At 66.8% G+C, this 20,513-nt stretch carries 17 protein-coding genes and 1 tRNA gene; 13 read left to right on the top strand and 5 right to left on the bottom strand.

Annotated features, from left to right (window positions below):
- Window positions 1-65 precede the first annotated feature (65 nt).
- Window positions 66-854, bottom strand: a complete 789-nt coding sequence (locus KOE53_RS01885; protein ID WP_188057319.1) for an SGNH/GDSL hydrolase family protein — start codon at window positions 852-854, stop codon at window positions 66-68.
- A gap of 107 nt (window positions 855-961) precedes the next feature.
- Here KOE53_RS01885 and KOE53_RS01880 point away from each other — a divergent pair, with 107 nt between their 5' ends.
- On the top strand, window positions 962-2,761 hold the full coding sequence (locus tag KOE53_RS01880; protein ID WP_188057318.1) for a DEAD/DEAH box helicase: 1,800 nt from the start codon (window positions 962-964) through the stop codon (window positions 2,759-2,761).
- 214 nt (window positions 2,762-2,975) lie between these two features.
- A complete protein-coding gene (locus tag KOE53_RS01875) occupies window positions 2,976-4,418 on the top strand; it encodes a flavin monoamine oxidase family protein (protein WP_188057165.1) in 1,443 nt (480 codons plus the stop codon).
- On the opposite strand, the gene KOE53_RS01870 is transcribed toward KOE53_RS01875, so the two are convergent.
- Both KOE53_RS01870 and KOE53_RS01865 read right to left on the bottom strand, forming a co-directional pair.
- On the bottom strand, window positions 4,419-5,252 hold the full coding sequence (locus tag KOE53_RS01870; protein WP_188057164.1) for a class I SAM-dependent methyltransferase: 834 nt from the start codon (window positions 5,250-5,252) through the stop codon (window positions 4,419-4,421).
- A gap of 147 nt (window positions 5,253-5,399) precedes the next feature.
- Window positions 5,400-5,482, bottom strand: a tRNA-Leu gene (locus tag KOE53_RS01865).
- A 128-nt stretch (window positions 5,483-5,610) separates the two neighbouring features.
- Here KOE53_RS01865 and KOE53_RS01860 point away from each other — a divergent pair.
- From KOE53_RS01860 to mshC, 3 genes are all read left to right on the top strand, one after another.
- Window positions 5,611-6,936 carry a M20/M25/M40 family metallo-hydrolase gene (locus tag KOE53_RS01860; RefSeq protein WP_188057163.1) on the top strand — a complete coding sequence of 442 codons (1,326 nt, stop codon included), beginning with the start codon at window positions 5,611-5,613 and terminating at the stop codon, window positions 6,934-6,936.
- Between the two features lie 119 nt (window positions 6,937-7,055).
- Entirely contained in the window at window positions 7,056-7,898 is an 843-nt protein-coding gene (locus KOE53_RS01855) for an undecaprenyl-diphosphate phosphatase (RefSeq protein WP_188057162.1), read from the top strand.
- A complete protein-coding gene (mshC, locus tag KOE53_RS01850) occupies window positions 7,895-9,202 on the top strand; it encodes a cysteine--1-D-myo-inosityl 2-amino-2-deoxy-alpha-D-glucopyranoside ligase (RefSeq protein ID WP_188057161.1) in 1,308 nt (435 codons plus the stop codon). The genes KOE53_RS01855 and mshC overlap by 4 nt, the downstream gene beginning before the upstream one ends.
- Window positions 9,203-9,209: 7 nt before the next feature.
- Here the strand turns inward: mshC and KOE53_RS01845 are convergent, their stop codons facing one another.
- Window positions 9,210-10,214: a PAC2 family protein gene (locus tag KOE53_RS01845; protein WP_353055553.1), complete on the bottom strand. Its 1,005-nt coding sequence runs from the start codon at window positions 10,212-10,214 to the stop codon at window positions 9,210-9,212.
- 86 nt (window positions 10,215-10,300) lie between these two features.
- Here KOE53_RS01845 and KOE53_RS01840 point away from each other — a divergent pair, with 86 nt between their 5' ends.
- The 8 genes from KOE53_RS01840 to lnt all read left to right on the top strand — a co-directional run bounded on the left by KOE53_RS01840 (window position 10,301) and on the right by lnt (window position 20,175).
- Window positions 10,301-11,011, top strand: coding sequence for an HAD family hydrolase (locus KOE53_RS01840; protein WP_188057160.1), 711 nt, complete (start codon window positions 10,301-10,303; stop codon window positions 11,009-11,011).
- A complete protein-coding gene (locus tag KOE53_RS01835) occupies window positions 11,008-12,063 on the top strand; it encodes a tRNA (adenine-N1)-methyltransferase (RefSeq protein ID WP_188057159.1) in 1,056 nt (351 codons plus the stop codon). The genes KOE53_RS01840 and KOE53_RS01835 overlap by 4 nt, the downstream gene beginning before the upstream one ends.
- Window positions 12,064-12,125: 62 nt before the next feature.
- Window positions 12,126-13,040 (top strand): peptidylprolyl isomerase, encoded by a 915-nt coding sequence (locus KOE53_RS01830; RefSeq protein WP_188057158.1) that lies wholly within the window; start codon window positions 12,126-12,128, stop codon window positions 13,038-13,040.
- A gap of 55 nt (window positions 13,041-13,095) precedes the next feature.
- Window positions 13,096-14,118, top strand: a complete 1,023-nt coding sequence (locus KOE53_RS01825; RefSeq protein WP_188057157.1) for a helix-turn-helix transcriptional regulator — start codon at window positions 13,096-13,098, stop codon at window positions 14,116-14,118.
- On the top strand, window positions 14,108-15,112 hold the full coding sequence (locus KOE53_RS01820; RefSeq protein WP_188057156.1) for a helix-turn-helix transcriptional regulator: 1,005 nt from the start codon (window positions 14,108-14,110) through the stop codon (window positions 15,110-15,112). The genes KOE53_RS01825 and KOE53_RS01820 overlap by 11 nt, the downstream gene beginning before the upstream one ends.
- A gap of 172 nt (window positions 15,113-15,284) precedes the next feature.
- Entirely contained in the window at window positions 15,285-16,070 is a 786-nt protein-coding gene (tatC, locus tag KOE53_RS01815) for a twin-arginine translocase subunit TatC (RefSeq protein ID WP_188046541.1), read from the top strand.
- Window positions 16,067-18,550, top strand: coding sequence for a DEAD/DEAH box helicase (locus tag KOE53_RS01810; protein WP_188057155.1), 2,484 nt, complete (start codon window positions 16,067-16,069; stop codon window positions 18,548-18,550). Before tatC ends, KOE53_RS01810 begins: the two co-directional genes overlap by 4 nt.
- A complete protein-coding gene (gene lnt / locus KOE53_RS01805; RefSeq protein ID WP_188057154.1) occupies window positions 18,550-20,175 on the top strand; it encodes an apolipoprotein N-acyltransferase in 1,626 nt (541 codons plus the stop codon). The genes KOE53_RS01810 and lnt overlap by 1 nt, the downstream gene beginning before the upstream one ends.
- Here the strand turns inward: lnt and KOE53_RS01800 are convergent.
- A complete protein-coding gene (locus KOE53_RS01800) occupies window positions 20,132-20,497 on the bottom strand; it encodes an RNA polymerase-binding protein RbpA (RefSeq protein ID WP_188046538.1) in 366 nt (121 codons plus the stop codon). The genes lnt and KOE53_RS01800 overlap by 44 nt on opposite strands.
- Window positions 20,498-20,513 lie beyond the last annotated feature (16 nt).

Raw genomic sequence — 20,513 nt, 5'->3', positions numbered from 1 at the left:
GACGGCGTCGCTGCGGCGACGGGACTCAGTCCAGGCTGACACAGCCGGGGGCGAACGGCAATGGCCTAGTCGTGGTCTCCGTGGCGGGGCGCCATCACGGCAGCTTCGGGTCGCTTCGCCTGCACGTTGTCACCTGACGAGACGTGCTTGATGCGGCGGATGACCCATGGCACGAGGTGCTCGCGCGCCCACACCAGATCTTCGCGACGCGCCTGACGCCAGTTGTGCGCCGGAAGTGGCAGCGGGTCGTGAGGCTCGAGGTCGTTCGGAACGTTGAGTGCTCTGAGTGCGGCCCGGGCTACCGTGTGGTGGCCCAGCGCGTTGTAGTGCAGCCGGTCGTCGGCCCAGTAGCGGCTGTCCTGGAGTTCCTCCACGGCCCACAAATCGATCACGATGCAGTCGTGACGGAGCGCAACCTTGCGAACGTTCTCGTTGTAGATCGCTACTTTGCCGCGGATGGGGCGAAACACAGAGGAGAACCCGATGTCGGTAGAGGTGAAGAGCAGGACGGTAGCGCCGCCCTGGCATAGCCGAGCGACGACGCGATCGAGCTCCGCGGCGACCTCGTCGGGGTCCGAGCCCGGTCGAATCACGTCGTTGCCGCCCGCGCAGAGGCTGATGAGATCCGGACGCAAATCCAGTGCGTTCTCGACCTGTTCCTCGGCGATCTGGCGGATCAGCTTCCCGCGGACGGCGAGGTTCGCATACGCAAAGTCAGGATCAAAAGCGCCGAGCACCTCGGCGAATCGGTCGGCCCAGCCGCGCAGGCCCCCGGGGCTCTCTGGCTCAGGATCGCCGACACCCTCGGTGAACGAATCGCCGATAGCGACAAAACGAGACCACGGCAGCGCCATGTTTTCGGGCGCGAAGTCCGCGCCTGCACTGATGTTCGTCACAGTATCCACCCTCCGTCCAGCCCCCGATGTCGCAGTAAACGGTAGTCTAGGACCTCGTGACGGAGATGGGCCCGATTGAGCATGCGCCGGGCACGAGTGCCGCTGAGCAGCTCTCGCCCGCGTACCCCGAGCGCGCCGCCTGGGGTACCGCCGGAAGGCTGCGGGCCTGGCAGGCAGAAGCGATCGGTCAGTACTTCGAGACTGAACCGCGCGACTTCCTCGCGTCGGCTACGCCGGGCGCGGGGAAGACCACATTCGCGCTGCGCCTCGCCGCCGAATTGCGCGGTCGCGGCTCCGTGGAACAGGTCATCGTGGTGGCCCCGACCGAGCACCTGAAGAAGCAGTGGGCTGAGGCGGCATTCCGCGCGGGGATCAGGCTGAACCCGTCATATTCGAATGCCGACGGCCTGGCCTACGGTCGCCACTATCACGGCATCGTCGTGACGTACGCGCAGGTATCGATGAAGCCGGTCCTGCACAAGCTCTTGACCGAACAATCGTCGACACTCGTCATTTTGGACGAGATTCACCACGGCGGCGACGCGCTGAGCTGGGGTGACGCGATTCGCGAAGCCTACGGCGGCGCGCGCCGTCGTCTCTCGCTGACGGGTACCCCGTTCCGCTCGGACGATGCCGAAATTCCGTTCGTGCGATACGCGCCGCAGCCGGACGGCACGCGCGTGTCGCTGACCGACTATGGCTACGGTTACGGCCGCGCGCTAGCCGACGGCATCGTTCGCCCCGTCGTCTTCATGGTGTACGCCGGGAAGATGCGCTGGCAGACCTCTACCGGCGAGGAGATGGAAGCCCGTCTCGGCGAGGGCAACACTAAGGACATCACCTCGCAGGCGTGGCGCACCGCGCTGGATCCTGCCGGCGATTGGATTGCCAAGGTCTTGCGCGCCGCGAATCGCCGTCTCAGCGAGGTGCGCGAGCACATCCCCGACGCCGGGGGCCTTGTCATCGCGACCGACCACGCCTCCGCGCGGGCGTACGCGTCACAGCTGAGTGAGATCACCGGGGAGTCGGTCGCGCTGATCTTGTCGGACGACTCGACCGCGAGCGATCAGATCGAGTCGTTTTCGGCGGGAACCTCACGCTGGATGGTCGCCGTGCGCATGGTGTCGGAAGGAGTCGACGTGCCGCGCCTCGCGGTCGGGGTGTATGCCACGAGTTCTTCAACCCCGCTGTTCTTTGCTCAGGCGATTGGCCGGTTTGTGCGGAGCCGTCGCCGTGGCGAGGTCGCGACCGTCTTCATCCCCAACGTCCCCGCACTCATGCAGCTCGCGCAAGAGCTCGAGAAAGAGCGCGACCACGTCCTCGAAATGCCGGGGAGCGCGGAGGACATGTGGGACGCCGAGGCTGCCCTGCTCGCCGAGGCGAACCGCGAGGACCGGGCATCGGAAGAGATGGAGGGCGAGGGCTTTGTGTACCAGGCCCTCGGCTCTGACGCCCACTTCGACCGTGCGGTGTTCGACGGCACCGAGTTCGGGGGATATGCGGAGGTCGAGAGCGAGGAGGAGCTCGAATTCCTCGGGTTCCCCGGGCTGCTCGAGCCGACCGAGGTTCGCGCGCTGCTCATACAACGACAGTCGCGCCAGGCAAAGCGCAGCGCCCAGAGTCAGGGCATCCTCGAGCACGCGCCCGAGAAGGCGGAGGCGCCAGGGGCACTATTCCGGACCCTCGGGGAGCAGCGCAAGCTGCTGAGCAGCCTGGTCGGCATGTACGCCAAGGTCTCGGGCGAGCCGCACCCGATGATCCATACCGAGCTGCGGCGCAGCTGCGGGGGACCGCCGGTTGCGCAGGCGAGCGTCACCCAGCTGCAAGATCGCATTGACGTCTTGCGGCGGCGTCTGCGCTCCTAGCGGCCTGCTTGACAGGCGAAATGAACTTGTCATCACCGTTGACAAGCTTCCTGCGAATCTCTAGCGTGAGACCTCAACGCTGACAACGACGTCTGGAGATCCTGTGGGCCATCATTCTGACTTTCCCGCCAAATCGCATGAGGCAGGGGCTGCACGCGCCGGAGGACTCACGCGCCGCACCCTGCTCAGCCTGGGCGCTGCCGGAGCCGCGGGGATGCTGCTCACGGCAGCGTCCCCGCCGTCACGGATGGTGATCTCTCCGACGGACGTCTGGGACACAATTGTGGTCGGCGCCGGGGCGTCGGGTTTGGGGGCCGCCCGTGTGCTCGCCGATGCCGGTAAGCGCGTGTTGGTGCTCGAAGCGCGTGATCGGGTCGGTGGCCGCATGTGGACGGATACGACGGGAATGTCGATCCCCTTCGAGCGGGGCGCCGAACTCGTGCACGGATCCGACGTCTCAACGTGGGGCCTCATCAACGACTTGGGGCTGGAGACGCACCGCCAGACCAGCATTCAGTCTCGCCTCACGGCCACGACGCCCTGGATCAGTGCCTTTGACTATGAGGGACTCCGGTTCCCGTTGGGCGCACCCGCGTTTCCGGGTGGCGAAATGCCGCAGCCGGAGCTGGGGGAGACCGCCCTCGATTGGCTGAATCGCATGGGCATCCTCCCGGACAACTACCCGGCAGCGCTGGCGGCGGTCGAGGTCGATAGCGAGCAGCTTGATGTGCTGCCGGCCGGATTCGTCACCGACCTGGTCGAATACTGCCTCTACGTAGAGTCCGAGGGCCTCACCGGGCCGCTTCCTCCGGAAGAGTACGGCGACTACCGCGTCATCGGCGGCTACAGGCAGGTCCTCGCCCCGCTGATGGATGGGGTGCCGGTGCTACTCGAACGCGTTGTGGACACGATCGAATATCGCGCCAATCGCGTCGACGTCCACACGAGCGATGGTTCGTTCCGTGCCAGAACCGTGATCGTGGCGCTCCCCGGCGGAGTGCTCAAGAGCGGGGCGGTCACCTTTGATCCGCCACTTCCCGCCGATCGGCTCGCGGCGATTCAGGAGATCAGCTATCTCTCCGTGTTCAAGGCCATCTTCGAGTTTGCCCAGCCGATCCTGCCCGCGGGCCTTCCCGCGCAACCGACCTGGGACATCGCCACCACGTTCTCACAGAATCCGCCGAGCCTCTGGAACGCCTCCTCCGGCACACCGGGTTTCGGGGGCGAACTGGTGGTCGCGTGGATGACGGGGGCTCGAGCGCAGCAACTCCTGGACATGCCGGAGGATGCGCGGCTCGACCAGGCGCTGCAGAGCATTCGGGCGACCGTGGGGGACCCGAACCTCGCGCCGGTGCACGCGTCAACCTACGACTGGTCGCAGGACCCGTTCACCCTGGGTGCATACCCCGGCCCGTTCTCGCGGCGGCAGGGGCTGACCGACCCGATCGCGGGCGTGCTGTTCTGGGCCGGCATGGTCACGAGCACGATTCACCGCTCGCGTGACTCCGGCGTTGTGGCTGCGCAGGCCGTCCTTGCCGCGCTGGGGGCTACGGAGCCCGCAGGGCCGATCGCCCCCACGAAGCCGGTCTCCGTTGAGACCGGTGCCGCGAACGAGCTTCAGCGAATCCGCCGATGGGGAGGCCTCCGCCAGGACTGATTAGTTGCGCCGTTCGGCGGTCAGCGTATAGGTCAGGGGGAGGCGCCCCGGGTGATCATTCACGACGTACTCGCCATCGTCGCGGAGCGTCATGCGCCCGGGGAGCGCCTCCCACGGCACGCTCTGGTGTTCCACAAACGAGGTCAGGGTGAGACCCTGACCGAGCAGCGCGGAAATCACCTCGCCGATGCCGTGGTTCCACTCGTGAGTCGTTGCCGCTGAGATGTGCGCCGCCGGGTCCGCGTACGTCGAGGAATCGACCCAGACGACGGGATCCTGCGTCTCAAAGTACGGGTACGTGACCACCAAGTCGTCGAGACGTTCCTCGTCGATTGTGTACAGCATGGGGTGCGCCTCGCGGAGGAAGAGTCTGCCGCCCGGTGCAAGGAGCTCCGCTACCACCTCGGCCCACCGTTCAATGCTCGGCAGCCAGCACAGCGCACCGATGCCGGTGTAGACGAGATCGAACTGCCCGTGCTTGAGGGCGCTCGGGGCGTCGTACACGTTGGATTCGACATAGTGAATGGCCTCACCGGCGGCGTCGGCGAGCAGTCGTGCCTCGTGGAGGGAAGCGGCCGAGAAGTCGAGCCCCGTAGCAGTCGCTCCGAGACGCGCGAGGGAGAGCGTATCGGTGCCAATGTGGCATTGGAGATGCAGTGCGCGCAGGCCGGTCAGATCGCCGAGTTGGTCGCGGTCAAAGCGCACGACGTCGCTGAGGAACTCGGGGTCCGACAGGAATTGTGCCACGGCGTAGCTGCTCGCCGCGGCGTGAATGGGCGCACGCTCGTCCCAGTTTTCGCGGTTGGTAGCGAATGAATCGATTGCGTTGTCCATAGTGCCTCCGAGCCTAGCGACGCTTCGTGTGGTCGGCGAGGGAGATGTTGCCGCACCACCGAAGACCGTGTCGTGATCGAGGCCCGGGCAAACAAAATGACCCCCGCTCGGAGATTGCTCTCCGACCCGGGGGCCATTTCCATCACGTGCGCGAAGGGGGACTTGAACCCCCACGCCCTTTCGGGCACTAGCACCTCAAGCTAGCGCGTCTGCCATTCCGCCACTCGCGCTTGCACGTTACTCAGCTGTTTGCGTTTTGCGCTTCCGGCCGAACAGGAAATAACTTATCACGGAAGTTTGTGACCGACGAAATCGACCCAGTCCGCCGCGTGTGTCGCGCGTTCGATACGCTGGAGTCATGAGTCATGAGAGCATGCCGACGCTGGCCGAACCCTCACTATCAGAGACGGTGCGGGTTGCACGGGACCTCATTCGCATCGACACCACCAACCGCGGCGGAGGAGATTCCGTCGGAGAAGTGGAAGCCGCGAAGTACGTCTCTGACTTCCTGCGGAGCCTCGGACTCGCGCCTGAGACGTTTCTCTCGGCGCCGGGTCGCGCGAGCGTCGTGGCCCGCGTCACCGGGTCCCAGCCGGAGTTGCCCGCGCTCGTCCTGCACGGGCACCTCGATGTGGTTCCCGCCGACGCCACGAACTGGTCGGTCGATCCGTTTGCCGGGGAGATCCGCGACGGCATGCTCTGGGGTCGCGGAGCGGTCGACATGAAGGACATGGACGCCATGATCCTGACTGCCATCGCGGAGATTCTGCGCGCGGGGGATCGCCCCCGCCGCGACGTCATCATTGCCTTCTTCTCGGACGAGGAGAACGGCGGCGTGTTTGGTTCGCACTGGCTCGTAGAACATCACCCCGAGCTCTTCGCGGGCGCGGGCACTGCGATTAGCGAGGTCGGCGGCTACTCGGTGCAGTTCGAGGACACCCGCGCGTACCTCGTGCAGACGGGGGAGAAGGCGCTCGATTGGATCCGCCTGCGGGCGCGCGGCACCGCGGAACACGGCTCGCGCATCGCGCACGACAACGCGCTCGTGCGTTTGGCCGAGGCGATCGCCGCTCTCGGGCGCCACGAGTGGCCGATCGCGCTGTGCGACACGACGCGCGACCTCATCGAGCGCGTCGCGAAGATTTACGGCGTCGACCCGACCCAGGTAGACGCTGAACAGATGTTTGTGCGTGCGGGCAAGGGAGCCGGCTTCATCCAGGCGAGCCTGCGCAGCACGAGCAACGCGACCGTGTTGCAGGCCGGGTACAAGCACAATGTCATCCCCGACTCGGCCGAGGCGCTGGTCGACGTGCGCTCGCTGCCCGCCGAGCGCGACGCCGTGCTGGCCAAGATCCGCGAGTTGGTTGGCGACGATATTGAGATCGAAACCGTTCACTCGGACATCGGCCTGGAAACGCCGTTCTCCGGTGAGTTGGTCGACGCGATGACCGCCAGCCTGCTCCGAGAAGACCCCGAGGCGGTTGTCCTGCCCTACCTGCTCTCGGGCGGCACCGACAACAAAGCGCTGAGCAGGCTCGGCATCGTCGGATACGGCTTCGCGCCGCTGCGGCTGCCCGCCGATCTCGATTTCCCCGGGATGTTCCACGGGGTCGACGAACGCGTGCCGCTCGACGCGCTCGACTTTGGGCACCGAGTACTGGTCGACCTGCTGCGCAGCTACTAGCGCGAGCGACGAGTCCAGGGTGTGCGGCCCAGTCCGTACTACGCTGGATCCCGGTCTGCGTTCTCGCGGACACCGAATCTTGATTGAGAACTGACGACACGGGGCACGGCGCAGACAGCATGGGAATCTTCGAGGCGATCATTCTGGGAATCGTGCAGGGGCTCACCGAGTTCCTGCCGATCTCATCAAGCGCGCACCTCCGGCTCGCCGGAGAGCTGCTGCCGGGCGCGGGTGATCCGGGCGCTGCGTTCACCGCCATCACGCAGCTCGGAACCGAGGCCGCTGTCGTGGTCTTCTTCTGGCGCGACATCGTGCGCATCATCGGGCGTTGGTGGGGATCGCTGACCGGCCGCGTGCGGCGGAGCGACCCGGACGCGCGTCTCGGTTGGTGGATTATCCTGGGCAGCGTTCCGATCGTCGTGCTGGGCCTCCTGTTCGAGGACGCAATCGGATCGACCCTCCGCTCACTCTGGTTCGTGGCGATCGCGCTCATCGTGTTCGGCGTGCTGCTCGGCGTCGCCGACCGGATCGGCAAGAAGGTCCGCGAGCTCGATGGGATGACCGCGCCGCACGGCCTGATCTATGGCTTCGCGCAGGCGATGGCGCTGATTCCCGGGGTCTCGCGGTCGGGCGGCACGATCACCGCCGGCCTGTTGATGGGGTATTCCCGCGAAGCCGCGGCCAGATACTCCTTCCTGCTCGCGATTCCGGCAGTGTTCGGCTCGGGTGGCTACAAACTCGTGAAGTCGTTCGGCGACCCGACCTCGGTGGCGCTCATGCCCACCCTGCTCGCAACCGTCATCGCCTTCCTCGTCGCGATCGTCGTGATCGGGCTATTCATGCGGTACATCTCGCGGGGCAGCTTCATGCCGTTCGTGGTCTACCGCGTCATGCTGGGCGGCGTCCTCTTGGTCCTGCTGGCAACCGGCGTCATCTCGCCAGAGAGTGGAGCACACCTGTGAGAACCTGGACCCCGCCGGTCATCCCCGAGCTGCCTGGAAAGGCGCCCGCGCTTCGCCTGTTCAACACGGCGACGGGTCGCCTCGAGCACCCGCCGATCCACGAGGACCGTGCCACGCTGTACGTCTGCGGCATCACGCCGTACGACGCGACGCACCTCGGCCATGCCTTCACCTACCTGGCGTTCGACCTCATGCTGCGCGCCTGGCGCGACGCCGGGATCGAGACCGTCTACGCGCAGAACATCACCGATGTCGACGACCCGCTGCTCGAACGCGCGAGCGACACGGGCGTCGACTGGCGCGAGCTCGCCGACGGGCAGATCGCCCTCTTCCGCTCGGACATGTTTCGGCTGGGCATGATCCCTCCCGAGCACTACGTCGCCGTGACCGAGGCGATTGAGCCCATCGCGCAGGCCGTGCAGGATCTGCGCGAGCGCGGTTTGGCGTACGCGGTCCCGACGGCCGACGCCGCGGGCGACGACATCTACTTCGACACCGTTCGCGCCGAGGCGGACACGCAGTGGCGCCTCGGCGACGTGGCCCCGTACGACCGATCGGTGATGGAGCTACTGAGCGCCGAGCGCGGCGGCGACCCCGACCGCGCGGGCAAGCGCGACCCGCTCGACCCGCTGCTCTGGCGGGCCGCCCGCGAGGGCGAGCCGAGCTGGGGGACCGTCCTCGGTCTTGGACGTCCGGGATGGCACATTGAGTGCGCGGCGATCGCCGTCCAGGCCCTCGGGAACGCCTTCACTGTGCAAGGCGGCGGCCACGACCTGGTCTTCCCGCACCACGAGTTCACTGCGGCGCACGCGACCGCGCTCTCAGGTACGCCGTTGGCACACATTTACGCCCACGCCGGCCTCGTGGGATACCAGGGGCACAAGATGTCCAAGTCGCGAGGGAACCTCGTCTTCGTGCACAAGGTCCTCGACGCCGGATTCGACCCGTCGGCCGTCCGCCTGGGGTTGCTCGCGCACCACTATCGCGAGGAGTGGGAGTGGGAAGACGCGGACATCGACGTCGCCAGCCGGCGTCTCACCGCCTGGCGCGACGGGCTGACTCGGCCGCGCGCTGAGGCCGCACAGTTCGGCGATTCCGCAGAATTTGCCGGGTCCGGGCAGCCGATGGTGGCCGTGGCGATCGTCGAGCGACTGCGTGCAGCGATGGCAAACGACCTCGACACTCCAGTGATGCTCGCGACCCTCGATGAGGCGTGGGACCGCGGTGTCGACGACCCTGAGCTGCTCGCTGACGCGGTGCAGGCACTGTTGGGCGTGGCGCTGCGCCCGAACGAATCGGAGTAGCGCGCCGTTAGCCCGCCGGTGTCTCGTCGGCGGGCGGCTCCGGCGACTGCTGACCCGAGTCGTCGGTGGTCGCCTGATCCGGGTCGATCCTGAGGAATTTCTCGAACTCGTACGCGATCGCGTCGCCGGTCGCCTCGGGCGCCTCGACGGTGTCGCGGGCAGCCTCGAGCCGGCGGATGTAGCGCTGCATCTCGTCGTCGACGGAGGCGACCTGGTCGATATTGCGCTCCCACTGGGTGGCCTGGTCGAGCAGGTCGCCGCGGGGAATGACTGCGTCGAGCAGTTCCTCGAGCTTGTCGAGCAGCGCGAGGGTTGCCTTCGGTGACGGCATGCTGTGCACGTAGTGGGGCACCTGCGCCCAGAGCGCGATGGTCTCGATGCCGGCGCCGTGCAGCGCCATCTCGACGATCGTGGTGATGCCTGCGGGCCCCTCGTAGTCGCCGCGGCTCGCGTCGAACCGGGCACGGGCGGCCGAGCTCTCGCTCGACAGGCTCGTCACGATGGGCCGCGTGTGCGGGGCATCCGAGAAGAATGATCCGAGGAAGATCACCGTGGTGATGCCCCAGGTATCGACTAGCTCGAGGAGCTCGTCCGCGTAGGCCTGCCAGTTTCGGGCGGGTTCGACCCCGGCGAGGAGGAAGAGATCGTTGACGATCGTGCCGTCGAGGCGCGTAATGCGGTCCGGCTTCTTTCCCGCCTCGTCTACCGTAGCCGTGAGTTCCCCGGGGACGGCGGTCGGCGCAGCGGACACCGCGTCCGCGCCGGCCGCGCCCGGCGGTACCTCGGCGCCCGGCCGCTGCACGGTCGCGTAGAGCCGCGTGTCGGGCCAATCGATCGTGCGGGTGCCGTCATCTTCAATCATCACCTTGGGGCGATGCACCTGGTAGTCGACGTACCCTTCGGAACCGATGGTGTGGATCATCTCGGCATCGATGAGATCGCCGAGGTACTCCAACGCCGTGCTGGTCGCCGCCCCGGCGTCGCTCCAACCTTCAAAGGCCGCGATCAACACGCGGCCCTCAGTGTGCTTCTTCTGCTCGTTCAGGGCGACTCCTTTCCCGGCCAGTCTAGGCGCGTGCGCCCGGTAAGCTTGTCAGGATGACTGCAGAGACCCCCGCCGCCGTGCTCTGGGACATGGACGGCACGCTGATCGACTCGGAGCCACTCTGGGTCGACGCGGAGCACGCGCTCCTTGCGCGCTTCGGTGCCTCGCTGACCCCGGAAGAGGAGCTGTCGCTCGTGGGCACGGGCCTCTGGGACTGCGCCGAGTTGATGCGCAGCCGCGGAGTCGACCTGTCGGCCGACGAGATTGTCGCGGAATTGTGCGCCGTTGTTGCGGCGCGCATGGCCGCCGGCGAGGTCGACTGGCGCCCGGGCGCGCGCGAGTTGCTCGCCGACCTTGCAGCGGCCGGGGTGCCCTGTGCGCTCGTGACGATGTCCATTCGTTCGCTCGCGCGGCAGGTCGTTGATTTGCTTCCGGCAGGATCCTTCCAGTTCATCGTCGGAGGCGACGAGGTGAGCGAAGAAAAGCCGCACCCCGAGGCGTACCTGACCGCGGCACGCCGCTTGGGCGTTTCGATCGAGGATTGTCTCGCGTTTGAGGACTCGGTCACCGGACTGCGTTCGGCGAGTGCCTCGGGCGCGGTCGCCGTCGGGATTCCCAACCTCGTAGATCTCGCGGACGCTCCGGCGCACGCGCTGATTCCCACGCTTTCGGGCCTCGACGCCGGGGGAGTGTCCGCACTCTTTGGGCGCCTGCGGCCCACCACCGTTACGACCGAAACCGAAAGGGCGGCGCTGCTTACATGACCGAGGCAACCCACCACATTGACCCTGCAACCCCTGCGCTGAGCGGCCCATTCCGCTACGGCGATCGCGTGCAGCTCACCGGCCCCAAGGGCAAGATGAACACGACCACCTTGATCACGGGCGGCGAGTTCCACAGCCACCGCGGCGTGCTCAAGCACGCGGACATCGTCGGCCTGCCGGACGCCTCGGTTGTCGCGAACAGCACTGGGGAGCAGTATCTGGCGCTGCGCCCCCTGCTTGCCGACTTCGTGATGTCGATGCCGCGTGGCGCGGCAATCGTCTACCCAAAGGACGCCGCGCAGATCCTGTCGCTCGCCGACATCTTCCCCGGGGCTCGCGTCGTCGAGGCCGGCGTCGGCTCAGGGTCGCTCTCGCTGCACCTGTTGCGCGCGGTCGGCGCGACGGGCGAGCTCGCCTCGTTCGAGCGCCGCGACGAGTTCGCGGACATTGCCCGCGCGAACGTCGCGGGCTACCTCGGTCGCGATCCCGAGAACTGGTCGGTCACGGTGGGCGATTTGCAGGACGTCCTTCCGGAAAAGTTCCCCGTAGGGACGGTAGACCGAGTCGTGCTGGACATGCTCGCCCCCTGGGAGTGCGTCGACGTTGCCGCGGACGCGCTGAAGCCGGGCGGCGTGATCATTTGCTACGTTGCCACCGTCACCCAGCTGTCGCGCGTCGCCGAAGAGCTGCGCCGCTCAGGGCTGTTCACGCACCCGAAGTCGTCCGAGACGATGGTGCGCGGCTGGCACGTCGAGGGTCTCGCGGTGCGCCCCGATCACCGGATGGTCGCCCACACCGGCTTCCTCATCACCGCGCGTCGCCTCGCACCGGGGACCGAACTCCCGCAGCTGAAGCGCCGTGCGTCGAAGTCAGACTTCTCGGACGAGGACGTCGCGGCGTGGACGCCCGACCTGGTCGGCGAGCTCGTGAAGAGCGACAAGGTGCTCCGCAAGAAGGTGCGCACCGCGCAGTTGCTCGCAGACCGCGCGCGCGAGGGAACCGCCGACGCTGCGTCTGAGGCCGCTGAGCTGACCGACCAGCCCGAGCGCTGATTTTTCCCCGTCGTTCTTTCGATAGGATGACGTCGCTCCCCAATCCGTGCCGGAAGGACCCCATGCGCGTTCGCACCGCCCCCCTTGTCACCGCTGTAGCCCTGGTACTCGCAGGCGGCCTGTCCGCCTGCAGCCAGGCGGGGACCGCTGCGTCGTGTGCCCCAGTGCTCGAGTCGGGCCCAGTCAGCGACAGCGTCGTGGTGTTGGGCGAGGCTGGCACACCGCCCCAGGTGAGCATCCCGAAGGACGCGGTTCCGACTGTGTCCCAGCGCACCCTGGTGCAGCAGGCAGAGAACCGCGATCGGGTAGTGACCGAGGGCGACCTCGTCACCGTCAATTTTGCCTTCTTCGACGGACTGAGCGGCGAGCAGGTGTTCGCAACCCCCGGCTTCGGATCGGACACCGGCGGGTACATCGTGCAGGACGTCGCCGATACCGAAATTTCGTCGTTCACGACCGCGTTCCGGTGCGCTGCCGCAGGCGATCGTGTCGTCGTCGCGCTCTCGCCGAAGGACAGCGTTGCGTTCGCACAGGGCTACGGCGTCATGCCGGGCACCCCGATCGTGGCGGTGGCAGACGTACAGGGCGTCGCCGGTCTGGCGGCCGATGGCAAGGTGCGCTCGCTTCCCTCCGGGTTCCCCGGAATTGCGGTCGACGAGAACCACCGCCCCGGAATCGTTATTCCTCCCGGCGCTGAGCCCACCAAGGTCAAGTCGGCCGCCCGCATCGTGGGTGACGGCACAAAGATACGCGCGGAGGATGTCGTGATTGCTCAGGTGCTCACCGTCACCTGGAACCGTGACGTCGTGGAGAACACCTGGGAGTCGGGGCCGAAGTCTCTCGGCAACGAAGAGACCCCTGGGGCGACGTTCCGCGACCAACTCACCGGGAAGACCGTGGGGTCGCAGATTGTGGTGATGACCCCCGGCGAGGGTGGCGCTCAGGTGAGCGTCGTCGACATTCTTTCCGTCGGATAGCGCACGCGTGGCGGGCTCAGAGACGAGACAGGCGGGCGGTCACAAGCGGCCGCCGGTGCCCGCTGAACAGCGGGTGTTCAGCCTGATCTTGGCGCTGGTTTCGAGTCCGATCGGCGCGACGAAGCGCGAGTTGCTGAGTAGCGTGCACGGCTACGCCGACGACTTCTCCACCGGCGGCGACACCGCCGCGCTCGAGCGGAAATTTGAGCGCGACAAGGGCGAGCTGCGACGATTGGGCATTCCGCTCGAAACGCTCGACTCTCCCGAGGAGCCGGGAAATAACCAGCTCCTGCGGTACCGGATCTCCAAGGAACGCCTACAGATTCCGGAATCGCTGCGCTTCACCGCCTCGGAACTCACGATGTTGCGTCTGGCCGCCCTTGCTTGGCGCGACGGCAGCCTATCTGCGGAGGCGAGGCGCGCGACAATGAAACTCGAGGCGCTCGGTGCGGCGCTCGACGTGCAGCACCTGGGGGTCGCCCCACGGATCGGGATCCCGGAGCCCGCGGCGCCTGAGCTGCAACGCGCGATCGACGAGACACGTGTGGTGAGCTTTGCCTACCACCACCCCGAACATCCGGAGCCGCTCGCCAGGCGCGTTGCGCCGCTCCGCTTGCATCGCGCTGACGGCCGGTGGCACCTCATCGCATGGGACCTCGAGCGCTCCGACGATCGCGTGTTCCTGCTTTCCCGGATCGAGGGCGCTGTCCGGCTCGAGCGAGAAGAGTTCGATCGCACACGGTTTGCGGGTGTCGAGGCGGTCGTCTCGGACATCGAGCGTCTCCTGCGGGAGCGCATCGCGGGGATTGATGTGCGCGTGGGTTCGCAGGCAGCCGCGCGCCTCACGCCGCGCGCGACGACGGCACACCCGGCAGCGGCGGGCTGGATGCGTCTCACCGTTGGCATGCTCGACCCGCACGTCCTCGCGGACGAAGTCACCAGCTACGGCGCAGATGCGGCGGTCGTCGGCCCGGACGAGCTGCGCGGCGCCGTCATCGCTCGCCTGCAGAAGATTGGCGCAGCTCACGCGCCCTCACCAGTGGTTACTCAGGCCAAAGGAGGTCGCGATGCGCGCTAATCTGACGGCGCCGAACCGCGTCATCTTGCTCCTGTCGCTGGTCGCCTACCTGCAGGATCGCGGACCGACGCCGATTCTCGAGCTGGCTGAAACGTTTGATGTCGAACCGAAAGTGCTGCGCGCGCTCGCGGAATTTCTGGGCACCGCCGGCGTGCCGGGGGAGACGCAGACGTATCAGCATGAGGACCTGTTTGACATTGATTGGCACGCGCTTGAGCATGACGACGTGTTGAGTCTGGTGCGCTTGGTCGCGATTGACGATACCCCTCGATTCGCCGCGTCAGAGGTCGCCGTGCTGCTTGCGGGATTGCACGTGCTTGCCCCCATGCTTCCTCCGGACGACGGCGCCGCGGCGCGCAGTGCGGCGCTCAAGCTGGGCGGCGAGTCCGGGGGTGAACATGCGGTGATCTCGGTCTCTGACGAGTCCACTGACCCCCAAGTAGCGGTACTCGCCGGCGCCATTGCGGCTGGCATGCGGGTCAGTTTTGCCTATCGCGACGCGCGTGGGGGAGAGACCGCCCGCTCGGTTGAGCCGCTGCTGTTGCAGCAGCGCGGGGTGTATTGGTACCTTCGCGGGTATTGCCTCGACCGCGGCGAAGAACGCTCGTTTCGGCTGGACCGTATGTCGCACGCGCATGCGCTGCCGGAACGGTCACTCCGTCGAGCCACGCCGGGGCAGGCCGACGAGTCGCCAAGTGCCTCTGTCTGGTCGGGGACAACGGTGACGCTTTGCGTCCGTGAGCGCGCGCTCCCGAGCCTCGCTGGGTATGGTGCCGAGGTGATTGCCGCGGGCGCCGACGAGCCACTCGACGGCAGCTCTGACCGGGCAATCGACGAGAGTTGGGTCCGGGTGCAGGTGGAGCTCGCGCACGTGGACACGGCGGCGCGCATCGCAGCGACGGCACCGGGAGACGTGATTGTCGAGGCGCCCGCAGCGGCGCGTGCGGCGGTGGAGTCGTGGGCCGAGCAAGCGCTCGCACAGTACGACTATTGAGCCGCTGCGCATCCGGGGATCCCGAGCCCGGTGAGATAGACTTGCCATCAAATCGCTGCGAAAGGAACCGCACCCTCATGCCCCGTATCTTCGGTGATTTTCACGCCGTGTCATCCGGGCGCTTCGCATAGTGGCGCGCGAGCAGAAGGCGCCTCGCAGCAAAGAGGGGCGCATGAGCCTCGGCGAGCATCTCGTCGAGTTACGCAAGCGGCTGATGATCTCTGCCATCGCCATTGTGCTGGCGATGGTGGCTGGCTGGTTCCTCTCGGACTGGGTGTGGGACATGCTGCGCCAGCCGATCGAGATTATCGCGGAGGAGCGCGGGCGTAACGCGCAGATCAATTACGACGACGTCACCGGTGCGTTTGATCTCAAGTTGAAGATCTCCATGTTCATCGCCGTCTTCCTCGCGAGCCCGGTGTGGCTCTACCAGATCTGGGCGTTCCTCTCCCCGGGCCTGAGCGGCAAGGAGAAGCGTTGGGGGGTCGCGTTCCTGGGTTCGGCGCTTCCGCTCTTCCTGTTCGGGGCCTACGTGGGGTGGAGCATCATTCCCAATATCGTCCGCGTGCTGACGAGCTTTGGGTCGGACGAGGATGCGTTGCTGCTGAGCGCCCGCGGCTACCTCGATTTCTCGACCAAACTCCTCCTGGCGGTCGGTGTCGGGTTCGTCATTCCGGTGTTCATCGTGCTGCTGAACTTCGTGGGCATTCTCAGCGCGAAGGCCATTTTTCAGGGTTGGCGCATCGCGATCCTGTGCATCACTTTGTTTGCGGCAATCACCACCCCTGCGGCCGACGTGATGAGCATGTTCTTGCTGGCTGGCCCCATGATCGTCCTGTATTTCCTCGCGGGCGGCATCGCCTGGATTCACGACAGTCGACTGGCCAAGCGACGTGCCGCCGAGTTCGCCGAGTACGACCTGGACAGCGACTCGCCGGCTTCCGAGGCGAACGCGTGACTGACTCCGTGACGGACAGCGAGCCGGACCCCGTCGAACACCCGGCGCTTGCCGCATACGAAGCACGGATCCGGTTTCCCCTCGACGCGTTCCAGCGCGCCGCATGCGAGTCCCTGGAAGAGGGGCGTAGCGTGCTCGTTGCCGCCCCCACCGGGGCTGGCAAGACGGCGATTGCCGAGTTCTCGGTGGCCCTCGCCCGGCGCGAGCGAGATGCTCGGGTGTTTTACACGGCGCCGATCAAGGCGCTCTCGAACCAGAAGTTCCACGAGCTTGCTCAGGAATACGGCGAGGACCAGGTGGGGCTACTCACGGGCGACGTGAACATTCGTGGTGACGCACCCATTGTCGTGATGACGACCGAGGTCCTCCGCAACATGATCTACGCGGATTCCACGGCACTCGCCGACCTCGCCTTCGTCATTCTCGACGAGGTGCACTTCCTGGGGGACCGTTTCCGCGGTGCCGTGTGGGAAGAGATCATCTTGCATCTGCCGTGCCACGTGCGGCTTGTGTCGCTCTCGGCGACCGTGTCAAACGCCGAGGAGTTCGGTGACTGGATGCATGCGATTCGTGGCGATACCGACGTCATCGTGTCCGAACATCGCCCCGTCCCGCTCTACCAGCACGTGCTCACCAAGCGAGCGCTGCTTCCGCTCATCGTCGACCGTGAGGGTGAGCTCAGCACGCACGGCCGGCTGAACCCTGAGGTGATCCGGCTGGGCGGGCACGGTGGCTCCTCTGAGCGAGGCGGAAGAGGCGGCTTCGACGATCGTGGCCGGCGCGGGCGGGGCGGCAGGCAGCGTGGACACGCGCCTCAGCGGCACTCAACCGGGCGAATCTCGCGTGCCGACATTGTGCGTGCGCTGGACGAGACCGAGCTGACGCCCGCGATTGTCTTTATCTTCAGCCGCAACGGTTGCGATCAGGCGGTTCGGCAGGCGCTCTATGAAGGGATTCGCCTCACGACTCGCGAGGAACGCGACGAGATTCGTGACGTCGCCCAGGCCGCGGTCGCTGAGCTCTCGGACGAAGATCTCGCGGTGCTCGGTTACCACGAGTGGCTGTCCGGACTAGAGCGGGGTATCGCGGCACACCACGCGGGGCTGATCCCGGTGTTCAAGAGTGTCGTGGAGACGCTGTTCCAGCGGCGCCTCGTCAAGGCGGTGTTTGCGACGGAGACCCTCGCGCTCGGGATCAACATGCCTGCGCGCTCGGTCGTCATCGAACAGCTCGAGAAGTTCAACGGTGAGCGGCGTGCGCCGCTCACGACTGGTGAATACACGCAACTCACCGGCCGGGCCGGCCGTCGCGGCATCGACACCGAAGGCCACGCCGTCGTGGTGTGGAGCGACGCGGTGGATCCCGAGGCATTGGCGCACCTCGCCTCCAAACGCAGTACCCCGATGAAGTCGAGCTTTCGCCCGACCTACAACATGTCGGTGAACCTGCTCGATCGTGTCGGGATCACCGCCGCGCGCAGCTTGCTCGAACAATCGTTCGCCCAGTTCCAAGCAGACCGCTCGGTTGTCGATATTGCCCGCCAGGTGCGGGCCGCAGAAGAATCGCTGGCCGGGTACGAGTCCTCGATGCACTGCGAGCTCGGTGACTTCCTGGAGTACGCGAAACTGCGGCGCGATCTCGAGTCGATCGAGCGCGGAGAAACCGCAGTCAGGGGCGCGGGTGGACGTCGCGGAAGCGGGTCTGATCGGCGCGAGCGGGTGTCCCAGTTGCGCCGACAGCTCCAGCAGCACCCCTGCGCCTCTTGTCCCGATCTTCGTGCCCACGAGCGCTGGGCTGGGCGCTGGTTCGGACTCAAGCGGACGACCGAGCAACAGGTACGCGAGATTCGGTCGCGCACCGGGACGATCGCGCGGACCTTCGACCGTGTGGTCGACCTCCTGCTCGAACGCGGCTACCTCAGCCGTGCCGTCACCGCGTCGGGGGAGTCTGAGTCCATTACAGTCGAGCCCTGGGGTGCCGTGCTGCGGCGAGTGTACGGCGAGCGTGACCTGCTGGTCGCAGAGTGCCTTCGTCGCGCCTCCTGGAACGGGATCGATGCGGCGGGCCTGGCCGCGCTCAGTTGCGCGCTGACGTACGAGCCGCGCAGAGATGACGAGAACGCTGACCCGGAGCTGCCTCGCGGATCGTTCCGCGAAGCGTTTGCGCAGACCCTGACGATCTGGGCTGAGCTCGACGACCTCGAAGAGCGCCACCGGCTGCCCCGCACACAGCTTCCGCACGCTGGCCTGGCGCTCGCGATGCATGGCTGGGCAAAGGGAGACAGCCTCGCCACGACACTCGAGCGCTCGGACCTGGGGGTCGGAGACTTTGTCCGGTGGAGCAAGCAAACCATCGACCTGCTCGATCAGATCGCCCAGGCATCGCTGAGCGTCGATGCGGCCTCACCTATGGCCGCGCTCGCCCGCGATGCGAAATTGCTCGTGCGGCGCGGCATTGTCGAGGCGTCGAGTACCAGCTAATGCATACCCCTCGAGAACCGCAACAGGGCCGGGATCCAGAGCGCGGACTCCGCTGGTGGCAGGCGGCCGGCGCCGCGGCGCTCGGCGGCTTCCTGCTCGACGTGGCCTCTCCCGGCATCGCGTGGTGGCCCGCGGGTCTGCTCGGCGCCACCCTCATTCTGTGTGCACTGTGGAAACAGCTCCCGTGGGGTGGTCTCGCCATCGGCGCGATTGCCGGCGCCGCCTTCTGGTTTCCCCAGATCTCCTGGCTGACGCTCTATCTCGGCCCGATCCCGTGGCTCGCGCTCGGAACGCTCATGACGCTCTGGTTCGCCGCCATGGGGGCAGTCATCGGGCCCGTGACGCGGGGACTCGCTCGGTTACCGCTTCCTATCGGCGTCATCTTGTCGGCGCAGGTGCTTGCCGCAGCCGGGATCTGGACGGCCCGCGAACTCGCTCAGTCGAGTTGGCCGTATGGGGGCTTCGCGTGGGGGCGCCTCGCCCACACCCAGTCGCAGGGGCCCCTCGCCGAGCTCGTATCCTGGGTCGGCTTCGCGGGCCTCAGCGGACTGATTGCAGCAGCCTGCGCGGTGCCCGCGGCCGTCTGGTTCGCGCGGTTGCCGCGCTCGGGGCGTCGCACGGCGCGAGCGGCAGGTTTCTCGATCGTCGGGCTGATCCTGCTGTCGTTGGTGCCGGTCGCGCCGACACAACAGACCGGAACTGTCCGTATTGCCGCGGTGCAGGGCAACTCCGACGCGGGAATTTTCGACGATCGAGAGTCGGGTGACGTGCTGCGCGACCACGTGCAGACCACGGCCGAGTACCTTGACGCGGTCGAGGCGGGCACCGCCGGCGATCCGCCGGAACTCATCGTTTGGCCGGAGAACAGCGCGGAGTTCAACCTGCCGGGCAGCGCGTACGCTCGGGGACTCGTTGATGGTCTCGCGAGGCGCGCCAACGCCCCCATCGTGCTGGGCTCAATTCTTCCGGCTGACGAACCGGACACGTACACCAACTCCTCGCTGGTGTGGCAGCCCGAGGCGGGGGTGGCCGCGCGATACGACAAGCGCTACCCGGTGCCGTTTGCCGAGTACATGCCGCACCGCGAGTTCTATCGCGCGCTCGCCCCCGACCTCGTCGACCTGGTGCAGCTCGACTACCTGCCTGGGACGCTGCCCGCGGCGATGCCGATCTCTGTGCCAGGTGTGGGGCGGGATCCGCTCCTCGCGGGCATCGCGATCTGTTTCGACATTATCTTTGACGAGCAGGCGGTCGCGATGATCGACGACGGGGCGGAAGTGATCCTCGCGCAGACGAACAACGCTGATTTTGGCCGCACCGACGAGAACGCGCAGCAACTCGAGATTGCTCGTCTGCGTGCCATGGAAACCGGCCGGGTGGTGGTGAACATCTCGACGGTCGGGATCAGCGAGATGATCGGTCCGGATGGCCGCGCCATTGACGCGATCGAGCCCTACACGGCCGGGGTTATGGTCGCGGACATTCCGACCTTCAGCGGCGAGACACCCGCGATCCTGTGGGGCGCCTCGGCTGCTGCGCTGTGGCTCTCGCTCGGTGCCGCCGGCGTGCTGTTGTCGCTAGCTAGCTGGACTTTTCGGTCCCGCGACGAGCGCGCATCAGCGTAAGCCGCTCCTCAAGGAGTTCTTCGAGTTCCTCCACGCTGCGACGCTCGAGCAGCATGTCCCAGGGCGTTCTACCCGGGGCGCCACGCACCTCGAACTCCGCTCGGGCCGCCCTGCCGGCTTCGTCATCGAGAAAGCCGATCTCGCCACTGCGCTGATCGGTCCACTCGACCGGCGGCTCGGCGTCCGCGTCAAACATGACGCGGAACGTGCGGCCACTCTCGGTCAGGTACTGCACGGTTTGACGGGGAGCGAGCTCGACGTTTTGGTCGCCCTGCAGGCTGGTCGAGCCGATTCGTGCTCCGCGTAAGGTTCTGTCTGCCATGTTGCGTCCTTCCCCA

The organism is Leucobacter sp. CX87 (assembly GCF_018682295.1).
In the GTDB taxonomy this organism is placed as follows: Bacteria; Actinomycetota; Actinomycetes; order Actinomycetales; family Microbacteriaceae; genus Cx-87.
The sequence above is the reverse complement of the archived record's forward strand: the minus strand, read 5'-3'. Positions and strand labels throughout refer to the sequence as shown.